Genomic DNA, 16,700 nt, shown 5'->3' with positions numbered 1-16,700 from the left:
CCACTGGGGGCGCGAGGTGCAGATCATTCGCAACGACAATGACGTCAGGCTGGGGCTCGAAGTGCTGCTTCGCCTCGATCCGCGCCTCGCACCGATCGCAGCGGATGTTGGCCCGCTTCCGCTGCGACTGCGCGAGCCCGGATTTGCCGGCCTTGCCCATATCATCGTGTCGCAAATGGTCTCGCGTGCCAGCGCCGAGGCGATCTGGCGGCGCATGCTGCCGGCGGACGGTCCGCTCACGGCGGAAGCTTACCTGCTGTTTCACCCCGAGGCATGGCGGGAATTCGGCCTATCGCGCGCCAAGGCCGATACGCTGACGCGGATCGCTGAAGCGGTTGCCTCCGGCAGCCTCGATCTTTCCGGGCTCTGCCTGAAGCCGCCGGGCGAAGCGCTTGGCGAACTGACGGGGCTGAAGGGCGTAGGCCCGTGGACGGCGGAGGTCTATCTGATGTTCTGCGGCGGCCATGCCGATGTCTTTCCGGCCGGCGATGTCGCGCTGCAGAACGCCGTCGGCGCGGCGCTCGGACTTGCGGCGCGGCCGCAAGCGAAGGCGCTTGCCAAGCTTTCGGAAGTCTGGTCGCCGTGGCGCTCGGTGGCAGCCCGGCTTTTCTGGGCCTATTACGCCACGAAAATGCGTCGTGACATGGTGCCAGTCGGCTGATCGGTCACACTCTTTAAATTGCCTTTATCCTCTGAATTTATTGGACTTCACAATCCTGTAACAACCGGCCTAATATACAGGTGCAGATGCCGAATCGATCAGGAGAGTCCCTTGACGATTGCAGTCTCCCCACAGGCCCTGCCGGCGCTCGTCCTGAACGCTGACTATCGGCCGCTGAGTTATTACCCCTTGTCGCTTTGGTCCTGGCAGGACGCGATCAAGGCGGTATTTCTCGACCGTGTGAATATCATTGCAGAATATGAACATTCAGTTTCCTCGCCGAGCTTTTCGATGCGGCTTCCGAGTGTCGTATGCCTGAAGACCTACGTTCAGCCGTCCCGTAATCCCGCATTCACCCGGTTCAACGTCTTCCTGCGCGACCGGTTCGAATGCCAGTATTGCGGCGCCCATGACGATCTGACCTTCGATCACGTCATCCCGCGCGCCCATGGCGGCGAGACGACCTGGGAGAATGTCGTGGCGGCCTGCTCGCCCTGCAATCTGCGCAAGGGCAGCAAGCTTCCGAAGCAGGCGGGCATGTTCCCGTCGCAGAAGCCCTATCAGCCGACCGTGCAGGATCTGCACAATAACGGCCGGCTGTTTCCGCCGAACTATCTGCATGACAGCTGGCTCGATTATCTCTACTGGGATACTGAGCTGCAGCCCTGATCGATCCTGATCACGCGGCCTTGCGGACGCCGACAAAGGCGAAGGCCGCGAGTAGAACTCCTGCGATTACATTCCAGCCTGCAAAAGACAGGCCGAGCACTCTCAGCGCCGCATCGGTGCAGGAGGGGCCTTTGATCGTATTGAGCTCGGTGAGCAGATCGCCGGCATTGCTCGTCAGCCCGTTTGCCGTCGTCGAGCAAGTGGCCGGGCCCGGCCAGAAGTGCCATTCCACGCCGGCGTGATAGACGCCCATGCCGGCTGTAACGAGCATCAGGATGCCGGCCGCGAGAATCATTGCGCGGGAAATCCAGTTCGGCAGACCGGCGAGCTCGCAGATCGCAGCGAGAATGGCGATCGGAATGGCATAATAATAAGGTTGCCGCTGCAGCAGGCAGAGGGCGCAGGGAATATAGCCGCCGATATACTGGAAACCGATCGCGGCGCCGACCACCGCAGCCATGCCGATAGCGAGCAATATAGAATAGATAAAGCCGGGGCGGGCGAGCGGCGAAGAAGTGGCAGTCATGGCGGAACTCCGCGAAATTGGCTCAGTGGGCAAGCAGTTTATACGCGATTCCGAGTGTGATGAGGACGCCTGCACCGATGCCGACGATCTGACCAAGGCGTTTCTCGACGAAATGGCGGATTGGCTCGCCATATCGACGAAGCAGCCACGCCAAAAGCAGGAACCGAGCACCGCGAGCTATGATCGCGGAAATAACAAAGAAGCCTAGATTCATGCCAATGACGCCAGCCAGAATGGTCACGACCTTAATCGGCGGAAGGTGTGCTAAGCCGGAAGTCACCAGCAATAGTAACAGGATTTCCCATTCGCCGTGAATTGCGCTTCGCCATTGCTCGAATTCATCGAATTTGCTGTAGAACTCAAGAACTGGTCTGGCGATTGCATCATAGGCGTAATAGCCGAGCGCCCAGCCGGCGATGCCGCCGAGCACGGAGGCGATGGTCGCAACCAACGCGTAGCGATAGGAGCGTTCCGGTTTGGCGAGCGCCATCGGCAGGAAAAGCACATCGGCAGGGACGAGAAAGACGGAGCTTTCGACGAAGGCGATGACGGCGAGCCAGACTTCGGCCGATTTGCGCGCGGCCAGAGACATGGTCCAATCGTAAAGTCTGCGGAGCATTCCGTTCCTTTCCTGTTGCGATGCAAAAGAGCTTTAGGGGCCGCAGGCAGCGCTGTAAATGCTCGTCCGTGTCCTTCGTGCCACCTCGGTCTAAAAATTTTGTGACGCCGGAGTGTGTGCGCGTCTTCCAAGATTTCGCAGGATTGCGAATCAGCCATTCTGCGGCAGGCTTTTTCGCGTCGGAATGCAGGGTGGCGAGACATGAAATTCAAGGTGATCGAAGGCGGCCTTGGGCAGGCCGCGTTGACGGACTGGCGTATCGAGGAGGACGGCAGGCCGAACCGCGACGACGTCCGCCGGGAAGCCGTCCGGCGGCTCAACGACAGCGGTTATCATCCCTCCCGCATCCGGGAATTTGTGACCGGCGCCCCGATGCCGGCGGCGCTGCAATATCTGTCGATGCAGATCGATTTCGCCGCCGAAGCGCTGTCGCGGCTCGATCCCATCCCCGCGGATTTCCGTTCCGACGGTTACTGGCCGGCATATTCCTGAACGGATCGCGGCACGATGGCGGACTGCGGTTTCAGGACAGATCCATCGATTTTTCCCATTGCTGACGCAGCACGTTCATCTCCGTGCGCTTCTGGGCCATTTCGCTGACGATCGCCCGCAGATTGGGATGGTGCGACATGAACATGTTGAAGTCGCGCCGCTCGAGCACCTCGAACTGGCAGAAGTCGACGGCGATGACGTCGGCCGTGCGCCGTCCGCCGCTCAGCAGCGCCATCTCGCCGAAGAAGGCGCCCGGTTCGAGGCGGATCGCGCCGCTGGCGAGCCGCACTTCGACGGCGCCCGAGGAGATGAAATACATGCTATCGCCGCGATCGCCGCGGCGGATGACGCGTTCTCCAGGCGGGGCGGCCTTTGCCTTGAAGAGCAGTAGAAGCTCCTCCTGTGCGTCCTCGCCGACCTGGGAGAATAGAGGGAAAGTTTCGATCAGCTGCTGCATCTTCAGCTGGTACTGGCGTTCGCGCTCCTCGCCGAGCGCCCTGATCTTTTCCAGTTCCTTGCTGAGCGTCTTCTGCTTCTTTCTGCCGTAGCTTTCGAAAAGGAGAGGCCATGTCGAATGCATATATTTCTTAAGGCCGTCGCTCGCGAAGATCACGACGGGGTTGAGAGTAATCGACAGGATCGCGGCGGCAAGGATCAGATCCTGGCCCTCATGCGGCAGAAGCCCGAGCGAGACGCCGAGGCCGGCGAGGATGAATGAAAATTCGCCAATCTGAGCAAGTCCGCCGGCCAAGGTCAGGCCCATGCTGATCGGATAGCGCAGCAGCATGACGATCGCGAAGGTGATGATGGCCTTGCCGACAATGACGAGCGCCAGCGCGCCGATTACGGCCAGCGGCTCGCGCACCAGGATCGAGGGGTCGAAGAGCATGCCGACGGAGACGAAGAACAGCACGGAGAAGGCGTTCTGCAACGGCAGCGAATCGGCCGCGGCTCGGTGGCTGAGCTGGGATTCGCTCATGATGACGCCGGCGAAGAAGGCGCCGAGCGCAAAGGAGACGCCGAAGATCGCGGCCGAGCCGAAGGCGATGCCGAGCGCGATCGCCAGCACCGTCAGCGTGAAGAGTTCGCGCGAGCCGGTGCGGGCGATCATCGTCAGCAGCCAGGGCACGATCCGAGGGCCGAGGAAGATCGCCATGGCGGCGAAAGCCGCCACCTTCAACAAGGTCAGCCCGATCGTCAGCGTCAGCGGCAGTTCGCCGAGACCGTGATTGGTCGCATCGACGGCATGGCCACCGAGAAGTTCTGCCAGCGCCGGCAGCAGCACCAAGGCCAGAACCATCGCCAGATCTTCGACGATCAGCCAACCGACAGCGACGCGTCCGCTTGCCGCATTGACAAGATTGCGCTCCTCCAGCGCCTTCAGGAGCACGACGGTGCTCGCAACCGACAGGCTGAGGCCGAAGACAATCCCGGCGCCGAAGCTCCAGCCCCAGAGCTTGCAAAGGCCGATGCCCAGCAGCGTGGCGAGGCAAATCCGTCCGATCGCGCCGGGCACGGCGATGCCGCGCACGGCGAGCAGATCGGAGGCGGAAAAATGCAAGCCGACGCCGAACATCAGCAGAATGACGCCCATTTCGGCGAGCTGGCCGGCAAGGGCCGTGTCGGCGACGAAGCCGGGCGTCAGGGGCCCAATCAGGATACCTGCCATCAGATAGCCGACGAGCGGCGGCAGCCGGAGCCGGTCCGCGCCATAGCCGAGGACCGCCGCGAAAACGAAACTGACGGCGACCGTCGCGATAAGTCCTACTTCCTGATGCACGTCCGCCCTCATCTGATGGTAACGGTCGCCACCTTGGACGAAGCCTAAGCAAAATTAAACAGTTGATTTGCATTTTGAGGGCCTGGTCGGCGCTCTTGGCCAGTCGGGAACAGATATTCTCGGCAAAGGATCGCCATGGCCGGCGCGCCAGCGATGTGGAACCAGTTTTAGCTTAGGTCGTTGCCCCCTCATCACGAGAAGGAGAAACGACATGCGGAAGTTCATCCTGAACTGTACTGTGGCGGCGCTTGCCGCCTGTTCGTTTGCAACACCTGTCCTCGCCGACAGCATCTATGTCCGAGAGCGCACCTATGATGACGACGGCTATCGCCAGGAGCGGGTCCGGCCCGGGATTACCATCAGCGAGCGCGGCGTGACCTTCGGTGTCCGCGAACGCGAACGCCGTCGCTATCGCGACAATGGATGCGAAACCAGGAGCGTCACCCGCCAGACCGAGGACGGCGAGGTTACCAGGACTGTGCGGCGCTGTTACTGATGAAAATATCACAGAAGGGCGGGGCCCGGTTCAAAGAGCCGGGTTTTCGCCTTTCATGCCGCGTATATTCTCAATGCAGTGGTGAAACTCGCCCATCGGTGTTATGAGCACGCCTTTGGTAGAAGCGCATTTCCAGCGCAAACACCGCCTGCATAGGATTTTCGAGTATGATTGAACTTACGCCGTCCCAGATCGCCGCGCTGAAACTCGCCAGGGATGGAGACCTTTACCCTCAGCCGGCCAATAAATGGACGCATCAGAACGCAACGGTGACCTACGCGAAGAACGACCGCTGGAAAGAGCGGCCTCAGAAAATCAAATCGGTCACCGCTAAGACGCTGGGCGAGCTGAAGGAGCCGGGTTTCCTTGAGCGGCGGCACCTCGATGACGATGTCTCGAAAGACGTCTACGGCATCACCATGGCCGGCAAGATGTGGCTGCTGAAGAATAAATAGTTTCAGCTGGATGCGGATTGTCCCGTATCGGGATCGAGGCGCTGCTGGTCGAAACCAGTCCGCCTTCGTTCCTGACGGAACTACGGCGCGACAGCCTACGCTCTGTAAGCTTCGGCTCGCCGAGCCGAAGCTTACAGAGCGTAGGCTGGTGCCCCATGCCGGAGTCGAACCAGCACTTCTTTCGAAACTCGATTTTGAGTCGAGCGCGTCTACCAATTCCGCCAATGGGGCAACGGATACAGACCGGGCGGCTGTCTAACATGTGAGCGCCCGCGCGCGCAAGACGGTCGGGCTAAGTTATCGGACTGATCGAGTGGAGAAATCCGGCCTTGCTTCGAGGCCGGATCTTGCTTGATCAATGGGCGGCGGCAGGAGCCGCGCTCGGCAGGCCTGATTTCTTCAGCGTGAGCGCCAGGATCGAGGCCAGCAGGCAGAAGGCGCCGGCGACGAAGAAGGCGGGCAGATAGCTCGACAGTTCCGTGCGCGAGAGGCCGGCGCCATAGGCGGCGGTGGCGGCGCCCAACTGATGGCCGGCAAAGACCCAGCCGAAGACGAGGCCGGCCTTTTCACGGCCGAAGCGGTCGGCGGCGATCTTGACGGTCGGCGGCACGGTGGCGATCCAGTCGAGGCCATAGAAGATGGCGAAGATCGAAAGGCCGTAGAAGCTGAAATCGCTGAAAGGCAGATAGAGCAGCGACAGGCCACGCAGGCCGTAGTACCAGAACAGCAGCCAGCGATTGTCGAACCGGTCGGACAGCCAGCCGGAGCCGATCGTGCCGAAGAAATCGAAGATGCCCATGACGGCCAGCACGCTGGCGGCGGCCACCGGCACGATGCCGAAATCGCCGCAGAGGGTGACGAAATGGGTCTGGATCAGGCCGTTGGTGCTGAGACCGCAGATGAAGAAGGTGGCAAAGAGGATCCAGAAGGTCGAGGTGGTTGAAATCTCGCGAAGCGTGGTGATCGGCGTCATCAGGGCAGCGCCGAGCGTCGGCCTGTCCGGTGCCGGCGTCACATGCTCCTCGCCCAACGAGGGCAAATTGACGTCAGCCGGCCGGTCGCGCATGAAGGCGAGAACGGCAAGGGCGGCGACCATGATCATGGCGCAGACGAAGAATACCGTCGAGCGCCAGCCGTAACGCTCGGTCAGTTCCGCCATCAGCGGCAGAAAGACGAGCTGGCCGGTGGCCGAGCTTGCCGAAAGCATGCCGACGACAAGGCCGCGATGCCTGGTGAACCAGCGCGTCGACACCGTCGCGGCGAGCACCATGGCCGTCAATCCGGTGCCGAAGCCGACGACGATGCCCCAGAGCAGCAGGAGCTGCCACAACGTTGTCATGAACAGCGAGCCGACGAAGCCTATGCCGATCAGCGCCAATGCAAAGACTATGACCTTGCGCACGCCGAAATAATTCATGAAGGCGGCGGCAAACGGCCCCATGAAGCCGAAAAGGATCAGCCGGATCGCCAGTGCGGAGGAAATCTGCGAGGTTTCCCAACCGAATTCGTCCTGCAGCGGCTTAATCAGCACGCCGGGTGCGCCCATGGCGCCCGCTGTCACCAACATGGTGAGGAAGGTGGCGGCAACGACGACCCAGCCGTAATGAATGTTGCGCCGGGCAAGGGTTGAGGCAAGGACGGTGGAAACCATGGGCAAGATTCCGTTCGAATTCAATTTGAGGGCGCTGCGGGACTGCCGATTTACATGATGGTCATCATATTTCTTGCGTATTCATGATGGGCGTCATATATTTTGTCAAGCGACTATTTTCTGGAGATGAGCAATGCGGGTCAGCCGCGAAAAATTTGCCGAAAACCGCGAAAAGATCCTGAGCGTTGCCGGCGTGCTTTTCCGCGAGAACGGTTTCGACGGGGTTGGCGTCGCCGACATTATGAAGGCGGCGGGGCTGACGCATGGCGGCTTCTACGGTCATTTCGCTTCGAAGGACGAGCTGGCGCTGGAGGTCAGCCGCAAGCTGATCGACAAGGTCGAAACGCGCTGGAAGGAGCATATCGCCAGTTCGCCGGACCGGCCGCTCGAAACGCTTCTCGACCATTATATCCATTGGCGTACGGTCGACGATCCGGGCGGCAGCTGCGTCTTCGCAACGCTGATCCAGGAGGTCAGCCGCAGCCGCGGCGCCGTCCGCGCCGTCTTCAGCGACGGGCTGTCGGTGCTGGTCGAAACGCTTGCCGATATTGTTCCCGGCGATACCGCCGAGGAGCGCCGCGCCAATGCCGCCACCACGCTCTCATCGATGATGGGCGCCGTCATTCTGGCCCGTGCGGTCGAGGACCGGGCGCTTGCCGAGCAGTTTCTGGTGACGATGCGCCGGCAGCTCGATCCCGGTAGGCGGAAATAATTTGGTCGCGCAAGGCGATGAGCGCATTGGCCTCAACGATCTCGGTGAAGAAACGGTGGTCATGACAGCCGATTACTCGATATTCAGGTAACCGCTAGGACGGAGCTGTGACCGCTGGGTGCCGTATCCCACTCCTCTCCCGCGGCCGGGAGAGGATCTGCCTTTATGAGGGCGCCGAGAAGAGGATGCAGCTATTTGAAGCCGGCGACGGCGTGCGGGATGTAGGGTGATTCCAGCACGGCGATTTCCTCGGCAGTGAGCTTGACCGTGAGCGAAGCGACGGCATCTGCCAGGTGGTTCGGTTTGGACGCGCCGATGATCGGCGCGGTCACCACGCTCTTCTGCAGGATCCAGGCGGTGGCGACCTGGGCGCGGGAAATGCCGCGGGCGCTGGCGATGTCGGCCACGGCCTCGACGATCCTGCGGTCGGCATCGATCGATTGCGTGTAGAGCGTCTTGCCGAATTCGTCGGTCTCGCTGCGCGCCGTCATCTCGTCCCAGTCGCGGGTCAGACGGCCGCGGGCAAGAGGGCTCCAGGGAATGACGGCGATCTTCTGGTCTTCGCAGAGCGGCAGCATTTCGCGCTCCTCCTCGCGGTAGAGCAGGTTCAGATGGTTCTGCATGCTGACGAATTCCGTCCAGCCGTTCAGCCGGGAGACGTAGAGCGCCTTGGCGAATTGCCAGGCATACATCGAGGAGGCGCCGATATAACGCGCCTTGCCCGCTTTGACGACATCATGCAGCGCTTCCAGCGTTTCCTCGATCGGCGTCGTGTAGTCGAAACGGTGGACCTGATAGAGGTCGACATAGTCGGTGCCGAGACGGCGAAGACTATTGTCGATCTCGTCGAAGATCGCCTTGCGTGACAGGCCGGCGCCGTTTGGACCCGGCCGCATGCGATTGAACACCTTGGTCGCCAGAACGATATCCTCGCGCTTGGCGAAGTCTTTGATGGCGCGGCCGACGATCTCTTCCGAGGAACCGTTGGAATAGGTGTTGGCCGTATCGAGAAAATTGATGCCGAGGTCGATCGCCTGCTTGATCATTGCCCGGCTTTCCTCTTCCCGCAGGCTCCAGGCATGATTGCCGCGGCCCGGATCGCCGAAGGTCATGCAGCCCAGGCAGATTTTCGACACTTCGAGACCGGTTTTTCCGAATTTGACGTATTCCATGAAACGACTCCGTGAATTGAGACACCCCGTGCGGCGTTTGATGATCTAGTGCGAAACCGTCAAAGTCGCAGGGAGACGCACGCGGAATCGGCGCGGCGATCCGTACAATGATAAGTGATGGGGCCGCCGTTTCCGTCGCCGGCTTGCACATCCGCGCCGCAAGGTGTTAGCTGCTGCAGCATTTCACCGGAAGCCAGACTATGCGACTGCCCTCCCATGATCGTTACGACGATCTCTATCGTGATTTCTCCTGGCGGATTCCGGAAGACTTCAATATCGGCCGCGCCGTCAGCGACGATTGGGCGGCGCGAGATCCGGAGCGTGTCTGTCTCGAGCATTTCAGTCCGGACGGCAATCATCTTTCGCTGACCTATGGCGAACTCTCCGGCAGCTCTTCGATGTTCGCCAATGCGCTGGCATCGCTTGGCATCAAGCGCGGCGATCGGGTCGCTCTGCTGATGCCCCAGTCCTTCGAGACCGTGGTTGCGCATGTCGCAATCTATAAGATGGGCGCGATCGCCTTGCCGCTGGCGTTGCTGTTCGGCATCGAGGCGCTGGAATATCGGCTGAGGATCTCGGGTGCGGCGGCAATCGTCACCAATGATTTCGGCCTCGATCGGATCCGGCAAATCCGCGATCGTCTGCCGGAGTTGCGGCATGTGATCAGCGTCGATGGCGCTCCGGACGCCCTCTCCTTTGCCGATCTCATCGTATCCTATGCGCCCGTCTTCGAAGGCGAGAAGACAACGCCCGACGATCCGGCGCTGATGATCTTCACCTCCGGGACAACAGGGCCGCCGAAAGGGGCATTGCATGGCCACCGCGTCCTGCCCGGCCATATTCCCGGCATGCAGTTCGCCCATGAGGGCTTTCCAAAGGTGGGCGACAAGGTCTGGACTCCGTCCGACTGGGCCTGGGCGGGCGGTCTGCTTAACGCGCTGTTGCCGAGCCTTATGCTCGGCGTTCCCGTCGTCTCGTCGCCGGCGCAGAAGTTCGATGCCGACATGGCCTATCGGATCATGGCGGAGATGGATGTGCGCAATGCCTTCATCCCGCCGACGGCGCTGAGGCTGATGCGCTCGGTTTCCGATCCCCGCTCGAAATATGATCTGGTGCTGCGCACGATCGGCTCTGCCGGGGAGGCGCTCGGCCGCGAAACCTATGAATGGGCGCGGCGCACGCTCGGCATCACCGTCAACGAATTCTACGGCCAGACGGAATGCAATTTCGTGCTTTCGTCTGCCGCTGCCCACGGCGTCACCAAAGCGGGCGCCATCGGACGGGCGGTGCCGGGACACCGCGTCGCAATCGTCAATGAGGCCGGCGACGAATTGCCGCCGGGCGAGCCAGGCCAGATCGCCATCGCCAGTCCCGATCCCGTCATGTTCCTCGGCTATTGGAATGACGCGGCGGCGACGACGCGAAAATTCGTCAAGGACTGGCTGCTCACCGGTGATATCGGCCGGCAGGACGCGGACGGCTACGTCACCTTCGAAGGCCGCGACGACGATGTCATCACCTCGTCGGGATATCGCATCGGCCCGGCCGAGATCGAGGATTGCCTGATCGGTCATCCCGCCGTGCAGCTTGCCGCCGCCGTCGGCAAACCCGATCCACTGCGCACTGAGATCGTCAAAGCCTATATCGTGCTGGCGCCGGGCCACTCGCCGAGCGAGGCGCTGGCCGCCGATATCAGGGACTGGGTGAAGATGCGGCTTTCGATGCACGAATATCCGCGCGAGGTGGAATTCGTCGAGTCACTGCCGCTGACGACGACCGGCAAGGTGATCCGCCGGCTGCTGCGAGACAAAGCCGCGACGGAAGGTTAGCCCCGGCCGGCGAGCGACATGATCTTTTCGCGCAGCATCTTCGCCATGTTGCGGGTGCTGCGGTACATGTGGAGCTGGGCGGCGACCTGGCGCATGTCGCGGTCGCCGTTCTGCGTCAGGCCGATCACCAGCGTTCCCATCTCCTCGCGCTCCTGCCAGAAGCGGCTCATGATCGGGTGGTCGGAGACGGCGCAGGAATCGGAGCGGACGATATTGGCGTCGTCGAGATGCCATTCGGTGAGTTCGCTCATCAAAAGCTTGCCCGGCGAATAGCGGGCATAATTCTCGTCATAAGCGGTCTTCCAGGTATATGCCTCGCCGCCCATCATCAAAACGACGATGGCAGCGATCGCCTTGCCGTTGAGGTCGATCGTATGGATGCGTACGGCATCGACGGCGGCAAGGTTCGACACCGCCTCACGGGCGAAGGCGGTATGATAGCGATCGGTGACGAGAGCGCTTCGTCGTTTACCCTTCCAGCCGCCGGCTTCCATCGCCAGGAACTCCTCGAAACGCACGTGGATTTCGCGCGGCTGGCGGGCGACGGCATAGACCGCCGTCCCGAGTTCTTCCAGCTGACGCCACTGGCGACGCATCTCGCGCATATGCGAGGAGGAGATGGTCTTGCTGAGATAGGCAGGCGCCTCTTCCTCGCTCTGCAGCATCGGGCGCAGATAGGGATTGCTCACGGTGAGCGGCAGATTGCGGCCGAGCGCCACGGTCTTGAGCATGCGCACGAAAATTCCGTTCAATCTCAGATCCGGCAGGACCAGGGTGCCCGGCAGGTTGAGATCAGGAATGGTCAGCCCCTCGAAGAAATTGTCGAGGGTTTCGGCCGCATCCTCGCTGTCGACGAGCGGCGTGCCGAGCGGGCCGAAGCTGTTCGACCAGCCGCGGATGATCGAGGGACCGACGGCAAAGCCCGGCTTGTCGACCGAAAACGGTAGCAGGAAACGCATGCGGCTGCGGCCGACATTGTGGTCGCGGATCAGGGCGAAATTCACCTGCCTGTCTTCGAGCCGCGGCATGGCGGGCGCAAGGAAGCGGCCGGAGAAAAAGACGTTCGGCTCCATCGCCCGGTTGGAGAGGAAGTCGAGCTCGTCCTGAAGGTCGTAGCCGAGCTTGCCGGGATAGAGGCAAAGTTCGCGTCCGGGCCGGCCGATCTCGGCACGGGCCTCGGCCTGCGGTGCCTCGAAATGCAGCGACGCGAGATCATGGATCATGCGGTTGGTGATGCGGTCGGTGCTTTCGGTGACGGGGGGCGGACGCACCATCTATCGAACTCTCATTTCTGGCGTTGCGGCGGAGGGGCTGGCGAAGGCGAAGAGGACAATGCCGAGCGTGCGGCGCACGGCGACATGCAGAAGAACGGCCTCGACCGCCATGGCCGAGGCGGTGGCAATCGCGGTGCCTTCGATGCCGTAATGCGGGATCAAAGCGAGGTTGAGACCGACATTGGCGGCCAATGCACCGGCATAGAGGGCGACGCAGAGGTTCTGCTTACCCGCCATCATCAGCAGCGTTTCAGCCGGGCCGACCAGCGATTTGGCGAGAATGCCGGCAAGCAGGATCGCCATGACAAGATAACCCGCGGTGAAGGCCCCGCCGAACAGCGACAGCAGCAGGTTGCCGGCCGCGAGCACCGCGAGGCCGACGCCGAGCGCCGGCCAGAAGGTCCAACGGGCGGCATCGGTGGCGGCGATCGCCAGCTGGGCATGGTCGCCCTCGGCGATGATCGAGGAAAAACGCGGGCCGGAAGCGGCCTTGACGGAAAAATTGATGAAATGCACCAGCGCCATGGTCTTGGCGGCGGCGAAATAGATGGCGACGTCATGCGGCTCGAGGAAGATGCCGACAACGACGACGTCGGAATTGGTCAGCAGGAAGCTGACGCCCTCGATCAGGAAGATCGGGAAGGCGACGCTGAGCCAGGCGAGGAAATCGACCTTGCGCGGGCCGTCGTCATAATGCCGGCGAAGGCGGTAAAGCGTCGCGCCATATTGGCCGAGGGCGGTGACGAAGGTGGCCACGAGCGCCGCCTGCATGGCGGTGACGGCCGTATGCTCCGCGCCTATCGCAATCGCAATCAGCATGCAGGCGATGATGAGGATCGGCCGGATAATATAGACCGGGCCCAGCGCCATCACCGGCCAGTGGTTCGCCCGCGAGGTGCCTTCCAGAATATCGCCCAGCGCGATCATCGGCATGGCAAACAGGCCGAGGAAGATCGGGACGAGATAATAGGGCTCGATCAGATCACCGAAGAGATGCAGCCCGAGCATGCCGGCGGCAAGCATTGCCATGCCGGACAGCAGCGCGAAGATGCGTGCCGCACCGGTCAGGCCACGGATTTCCTCGAAGGCGCCCGCCGCCTTGTACTGCGGCAGAAAGCGGATGATCGCGGTGTGGAAGCCAAGGCAGGAGAGGTCGCCGAAGACGACGACCAGCACCCAGACGAAAACGAAGATGCCGTATTCATATTCGCCCATCAGCCGGGCGAGCACGATCTGGGAGACGAAGGCGAGTGCGGCGCTGAGGATGCGGATAGAAAAGGCCGTCAGCGCCATGCGCTGAGCGACGGCCTTCTCGCCGCCTTCGGTCAGCACGGCCGCAAGCATGCGCAGCGTTCGGCCGCCGATCGGGCGCAGGCCCGCCGGCAGCATCTTCTCCGCTGTTTCTATGATCGCCATGATGAACACGCAAAACTCTGAGGTCAGGCAAATCGTCCCCGAAGTCTTGACAGAGCAGGGTTAAGAAACGGTTCCGGAACGGCCCTGGCCGCGGACCTGGAACTCCAGCTGGCCGGCGTTGCCGCAGAAAAGCAAATGCCGCCCGAGGGCGGCATTTTCAGATTTGTCGTATGTGGTTCAGACCTGTTCGAAGGCGCCGTGGCAGTGCTTGTATTTCTTGCCGGAGCCGCAGGGGCAGGCCTCGTTGCGGCCGACCTTGCCCCAGGAGGCGGGGTCCTCGGGATTGCGGTTCTCGGGCGCGACCATTACTTCGGAGGCCTGGTAGATCGGGGCGAAATCGTCTTCGCCCGTCATCGGATCGAGATGATGGGCCTGCATCAGCGGCGGTTCGGGTTCGGCCGGCGCCTGCTGCACCAGTTCGACGCGCATCAGCTGGGCAGTGACGGCCTCACGCAGATTGTTGAGGAGCCCGGTGAAGAGTTCGAAGGCTTCAGACTTGTATTCCTGCAGCGGATCGCGCTGGGCGTAACCGCGGAAGCCGATGACCGAGCGCAGGTGATCGAGGTTGACGATGTGCTCGCGCCAGAGATGATCGAGCGTCTGCATGACGATCGAGCGCTCGACATAATGCATGATGTCGTCGCCGAAACGCTCGGCCTTTTCCGTAAAGGCGGCATTGGCGGCTTCCGTCAGGCGCTCGCGAATATCGTCCTCGCCAATGCCTTCCTCCTTGACCCAATCGTCGATCGGCAGATCGAGATTGAGGATATTGGTGACGCCCGTCTTCAGACCGACGGCATCCCATTGTTCGGCATAGGCGCGTTCGGGGATATGCTTTGCGACCAGATCCTCGATCACCTCGCGGCGCATGTCGGAGACGGTCTCCGAAATGTTGGTCGATTCCATCAGTTCGAGACGCTGCTCGAAGATCACCTTGCGCTGATCGTTGAGAACGTCGTCATACTTCAAGAGGTTCTTGCGGATGTCGAAGTTGCGGGCTTCGACCTTCTTCTGCGCGCGCTCCAGCGCCTTGTTGATCCAGGGATGGACGATCGCCTCGCCCTCCTTGAGGCCGAGCTTGGTCAGCATGCTGTCCATGCGGTCGGAGCCGAAGATGCGCATCAGGTCGTCCTGAAGCGAAAGGTAGAATTTCGAGCGGCCGGGGTCGCCCTGACGGCCCGAGCGGCCGCGCAGCTGGTTGTCGATGCGGCGGCTTTCATGGCGTTCGGTGGCGATGACATAGAGGCCGCCGGCGGCCAGCGCCTTCTGCTTGAGTTCCTTGATCTCTTCGACGATCGCCTGGATCCGGGCATCACGCTCCGGACCGGCTTCCATCTCGCCGAGTTCGCGCTCGATGCGCATTTCCAGGTTGCCGCCGAGCTGAATGTCGGTACCGCGGCCGGCCATGTTGGTGGCGATGGTGACGGCGCCCGGCACGCCGGCCTGGGCGACGATATAGGCCTCCTGCTCGTGGTAGCGGGCGTTCAGCACCTGGAAGTCGTCAAAGCCCTGCTTGCGCATACGGTCGGCAAGCAGTTCCGACTTCTCGATCGAGGTCGTACCGACGAGCACCGGCTGGCCGCGCTTGTGGGCGTCGAGGATTTCTTCGATGATCGCCTTGAACTTCTCATCGAAGGTCCGGTAGACCTCGTCGTCCTCGTCGATGCGCTTGATCGGCAGGTTGGTCGGAACCTCGATGACGTCGAGATTATAGATATTGCCGAATTCTTCCGCTTCCGTCTGCGCCGTGCCGGTCATGCCGGCGAGCTTGTCGTACATGCGGAAATAATTCTGGAAGGTGATGGAAGCCAGCGTCTGGTTTTCCGGCTGGATCTGCACCTTTTCCTTGGCTTCGAGCGCCTGGTGCTGGCCCTCCGAATAACGCCGGCCCGGCATCATGCGGCCGGTGAACTCATCGATGATGACGACTTCGTCGTTGCGGACGATATAGTCCTTGTCGCGCTGGAAGAGCTTATGGGCCTTCAGCGCATTGTTGATGTGGTGGACGATCGCAACGTTTTCGATGTCGTAGAGCGCGTTGCCCTTCAGGAGGCCGGCCTGGCGGAGCAGGTTCTCCAGCTTCTCGGTGCCTTCTTCGGAGAAGTTGGCCGAGCGCTGCTTCTCGTCGATCTCGTAATCGCTGGGGACGAGCATCGGAATGAAGGCGTCGATCGTATTGTAGAGTTCTGAACGGTCGTCGAGTGGGCCGGAGATGATCAGCGGCGTGCGCGCCTCGTCGACGAGGATCGAGTCCACTTCGTCGACGATCGCGAAGTTGTGGCCGCGCTGGACCATCTGGTTCTTTTCGTACTTCATATTATCGCGCAGATAATCGAAGCCGAGCTCGTTGTTGGTGGCATAGGTGATGTCGCAGGCATAGGCTGCGCGGCGCTCCTCGTCGGAGAGACCGTGGATGATGACGCCGGTGGTCATGCCGAGGAAGCCATAGATCCGGCCCATGGTCGCGGCGTCGCGCTGGGCGAGATAGTCGTTGACCGTGACGACGTGCACGCCCTTGCCGGAAAGCGCGTTCAGATAGACCGGCAGGGTGGCGACGAGGGTCTTGCCTTCACCGGTTTTCATTTCGGCGATCGCATTCGAGTGCAGGATCATGCCGCCGATCAGCTGTACGTCAAAAGGTCGCAGGCCGAGAACGCGGCGCGAAGCCTCGCGCACGACGGCAAAGGCGGGAATCAGGATGTCGTCGAGCGTCTTGCCTTCGGCCAGAAGAGCGCGGAACTCCGCGGTCTTTGCCGCGAGCTGCTCGTCCGTCAGAGCCTTCGTCTTCTCTTCGATGGAGTTGATCGCGGTGACGTTCGGCTGGAAGGACCGCACGCGGCGATCATTGGACGATCCAAATAACTTGCGGGCAATACCGCCAAAGCTGACCATGTGACTGGTCCTTTCTCAATATTCATCCGCGACGTTTCTTGTCCGCGGCCCAGCCG

General features: G+C 61.6%; 15 protein-coding genes and 1 tRNA gene. 7 read left to right on the top strand and 9 right to left on the bottom strand.

Annotated features, from left to right (window positions below; genetic code table 11):
- Nucleotides 1-16: 16 nt before the first annotated feature.
- The gene (locus N2597_RS18380) at nt 17-661 is read left to right on the top strand and encodes a DNA-3-methyladenine glycosylase family protein (protein WP_183598529.1); all 645 of its coding nucleotides are present in this window, start codon (nt 17-19) and stop codon (nt 659-661) included.
- Between the two features lie 111 nt (nt 662-772).
- Nucleotides 773-1,330 carry an HNH endonuclease gene (locus N2597_RS18375; RefSeq protein WP_077992002.1) on the top strand — a complete coding sequence of 186 codons (558 nt, stop codon included), beginning with the start codon at nt 773-775 and terminating at the stop codon, nt 1,328-1,330.
- Between the two features lie 10 nt (nt 1,331-1,340).
- Here N2597_RS18375 and N2597_RS18370 read toward each other — a convergent pair whose 3' ends face one another.
- Both N2597_RS18370 and N2597_RS18365 read right to left on the bottom strand, forming a co-directional pair.
- Nucleotides 1,341-1,856, bottom strand: a complete 516-nt coding sequence (locus N2597_RS18370) for a disulfide bond formation protein B (RefSeq protein ID WP_009991727.1) — start codon at nt 1,854-1,856, stop codon at nt 1,341-1,343.
- Between the two features lie 22 nt (nt 1,857-1,878).
- Complete coding sequence (locus N2597_RS18365; protein WP_077992000.1) at nt 1,879-2,475, bottom strand: YqaA family protein; 597 nt, start codon at nt 2,473-2,475, stop codon at nt 1,879-1,881.
- 201 nt (nt 2,476-2,676) lie between these two features.
- Between N2597_RS18365 and N2597_RS18360 the strand changes: the two genes are divergently transcribed.
- Nucleotides 2,677-2,967, top strand: a complete 291-nt coding sequence (locus tag N2597_RS18360; protein ID WP_038691566.1) for a hypothetical protein — start codon at nt 2,677-2,679, stop codon at nt 2,965-2,967.
- Nucleotides 2,968-2,998: 31 nt separating this feature from the next.
- On the opposite strand, the gene N2597_RS18355 is transcribed toward N2597_RS18360, so the two are convergent.
- A complete protein-coding gene (locus N2597_RS18355; protein ID WP_183598527.1) occupies nt 2,999-4,747 on the bottom strand; it encodes a cation:proton antiporter domain-containing protein in 1,749 nt (582 codons plus the stop codon).
- A 211-nt stretch (nt 4,748-4,958) separates the two neighbouring features.
- On the opposite strand from N2597_RS18355, the gene N2597_RS18350 reads away from it, so the two are divergent.
- Nucleotides 4,959-5,243: a hypothetical protein gene (locus tag N2597_RS18350; RefSeq protein WP_183598525.1), complete on the top strand. Its 285-nt coding sequence runs from the start codon at nt 4,959-4,961 to the stop codon at nt 5,241-5,243.
- A 167-nt stretch (nt 5,244-5,410) separates the two neighbouring features.
- On the top strand, nt 5,411-5,698 hold the full coding sequence (locus N2597_RS18345) for a hypothetical protein (RefSeq protein ID WP_003589997.1): 288 nt from the start codon (nt 5,411-5,413) through the stop codon (nt 5,696-5,698).
- 146 nt (nt 5,699-5,844) lie between these two features.
- On the opposite strand, the gene N2597_RS18340 is transcribed toward N2597_RS18345, so the two are convergent.
- A tRNA-Leu gene (locus N2597_RS18340) sits at nt 5,845-5,929 on the bottom strand.
- Between the two features lie 124 nt (nt 5,930-6,053).
- Complete coding sequence (locus N2597_RS18335; RefSeq protein WP_183598523.1) at nt 6,054-7,349, bottom strand: MFS transporter; 1,296 nt, start codon at nt 7,347-7,349, stop codon at nt 6,054-6,056.
- Between the two features lie 133 nt (nt 7,350-7,482).
- Between N2597_RS18335 and N2597_RS18330 the strand changes: the two genes are divergently transcribed.
- A complete protein-coding gene (locus N2597_RS18330) occupies nt 7,483-8,061 on the top strand; it encodes a TetR/AcrR family transcriptional regulator (RefSeq protein WP_038691560.1) in 579 nt (192 codons plus the stop codon).
- Between the two features lie 191 nt (nt 8,062-8,252).
- Here the strand turns inward: N2597_RS18330 and N2597_RS18325 are convergent, their stop codons facing one another.
- Nucleotides 8,253-9,233: an aldo/keto reductase gene (locus N2597_RS18325; RefSeq protein WP_183598521.1), complete on the bottom strand. Its 981-nt coding sequence runs from the start codon at nt 9,231-9,233 to the stop codon at nt 8,253-8,255.
- 200 nt (nt 9,234-9,433) lie between these two features.
- Here N2597_RS18325 and N2597_RS18320 point away from each other — a divergent pair, with 200 nt between their 5' ends.
- Nucleotides 9,434-11,062, top strand: coding sequence for an AMP-binding protein (locus N2597_RS18320; protein WP_183598519.1), 1,629 nt, complete (start codon nt 9,434-9,436; stop codon nt 11,060-11,062).
- Here the strand turns inward: N2597_RS18320 and N2597_RS18315 are convergent.
- The 3 genes from N2597_RS18315 to secA all read right to left on the bottom strand — a co-directional run bounded on the left by N2597_RS18315 (nt 11,059) and on the right by secA (nt 16,644).
- On the bottom strand, nt 11,059-12,336 hold the full coding sequence (locus tag N2597_RS18315) for a GNAT family N-acetyltransferase (protein WP_183598517.1): 1,278 nt from the start codon (nt 12,334-12,336) through the stop codon (nt 11,059-11,061). The genes N2597_RS18320 and N2597_RS18315 overlap by 4 nt on opposite strands.
- Nucleotides 12,337-13,752, bottom strand: coding sequence for a lipopolysaccharide biosynthesis protein (locus N2597_RS18310; RefSeq protein ID WP_183598515.1), 1,416 nt, complete (start codon nt 13,750-13,752; stop codon nt 12,337-12,339).
- A gap of 177 nt (nt 13,753-13,929) precedes the next feature.
- Nucleotides 13,930-16,644 carry a preprotein translocase subunit SecA gene (gene secA / locus N2597_RS18305; RefSeq protein WP_038691552.1) on the bottom strand — a complete coding sequence of 905 codons (2,715 nt, stop codon included), beginning with the start codon at nt 16,642-16,644 and terminating at the stop codon, nt 13,930-13,932.
- Nucleotides 16,645-16,700: the final 56 nt, after the last annotated feature.

It is taken from the genome of Rhizobium sophoriradicis (assembly GCF_025200795.1).
In the GTDB taxonomy this organism is placed as follows: domain Bacteria; phylum Pseudomonadota; class Alphaproteobacteria; order Rhizobiales; family Rhizobiaceae; genus Rhizobium; species Rhizobium sophoriradicis.
This window is presented reverse-complemented; position numbering and strand designations above follow the sequence as displayed.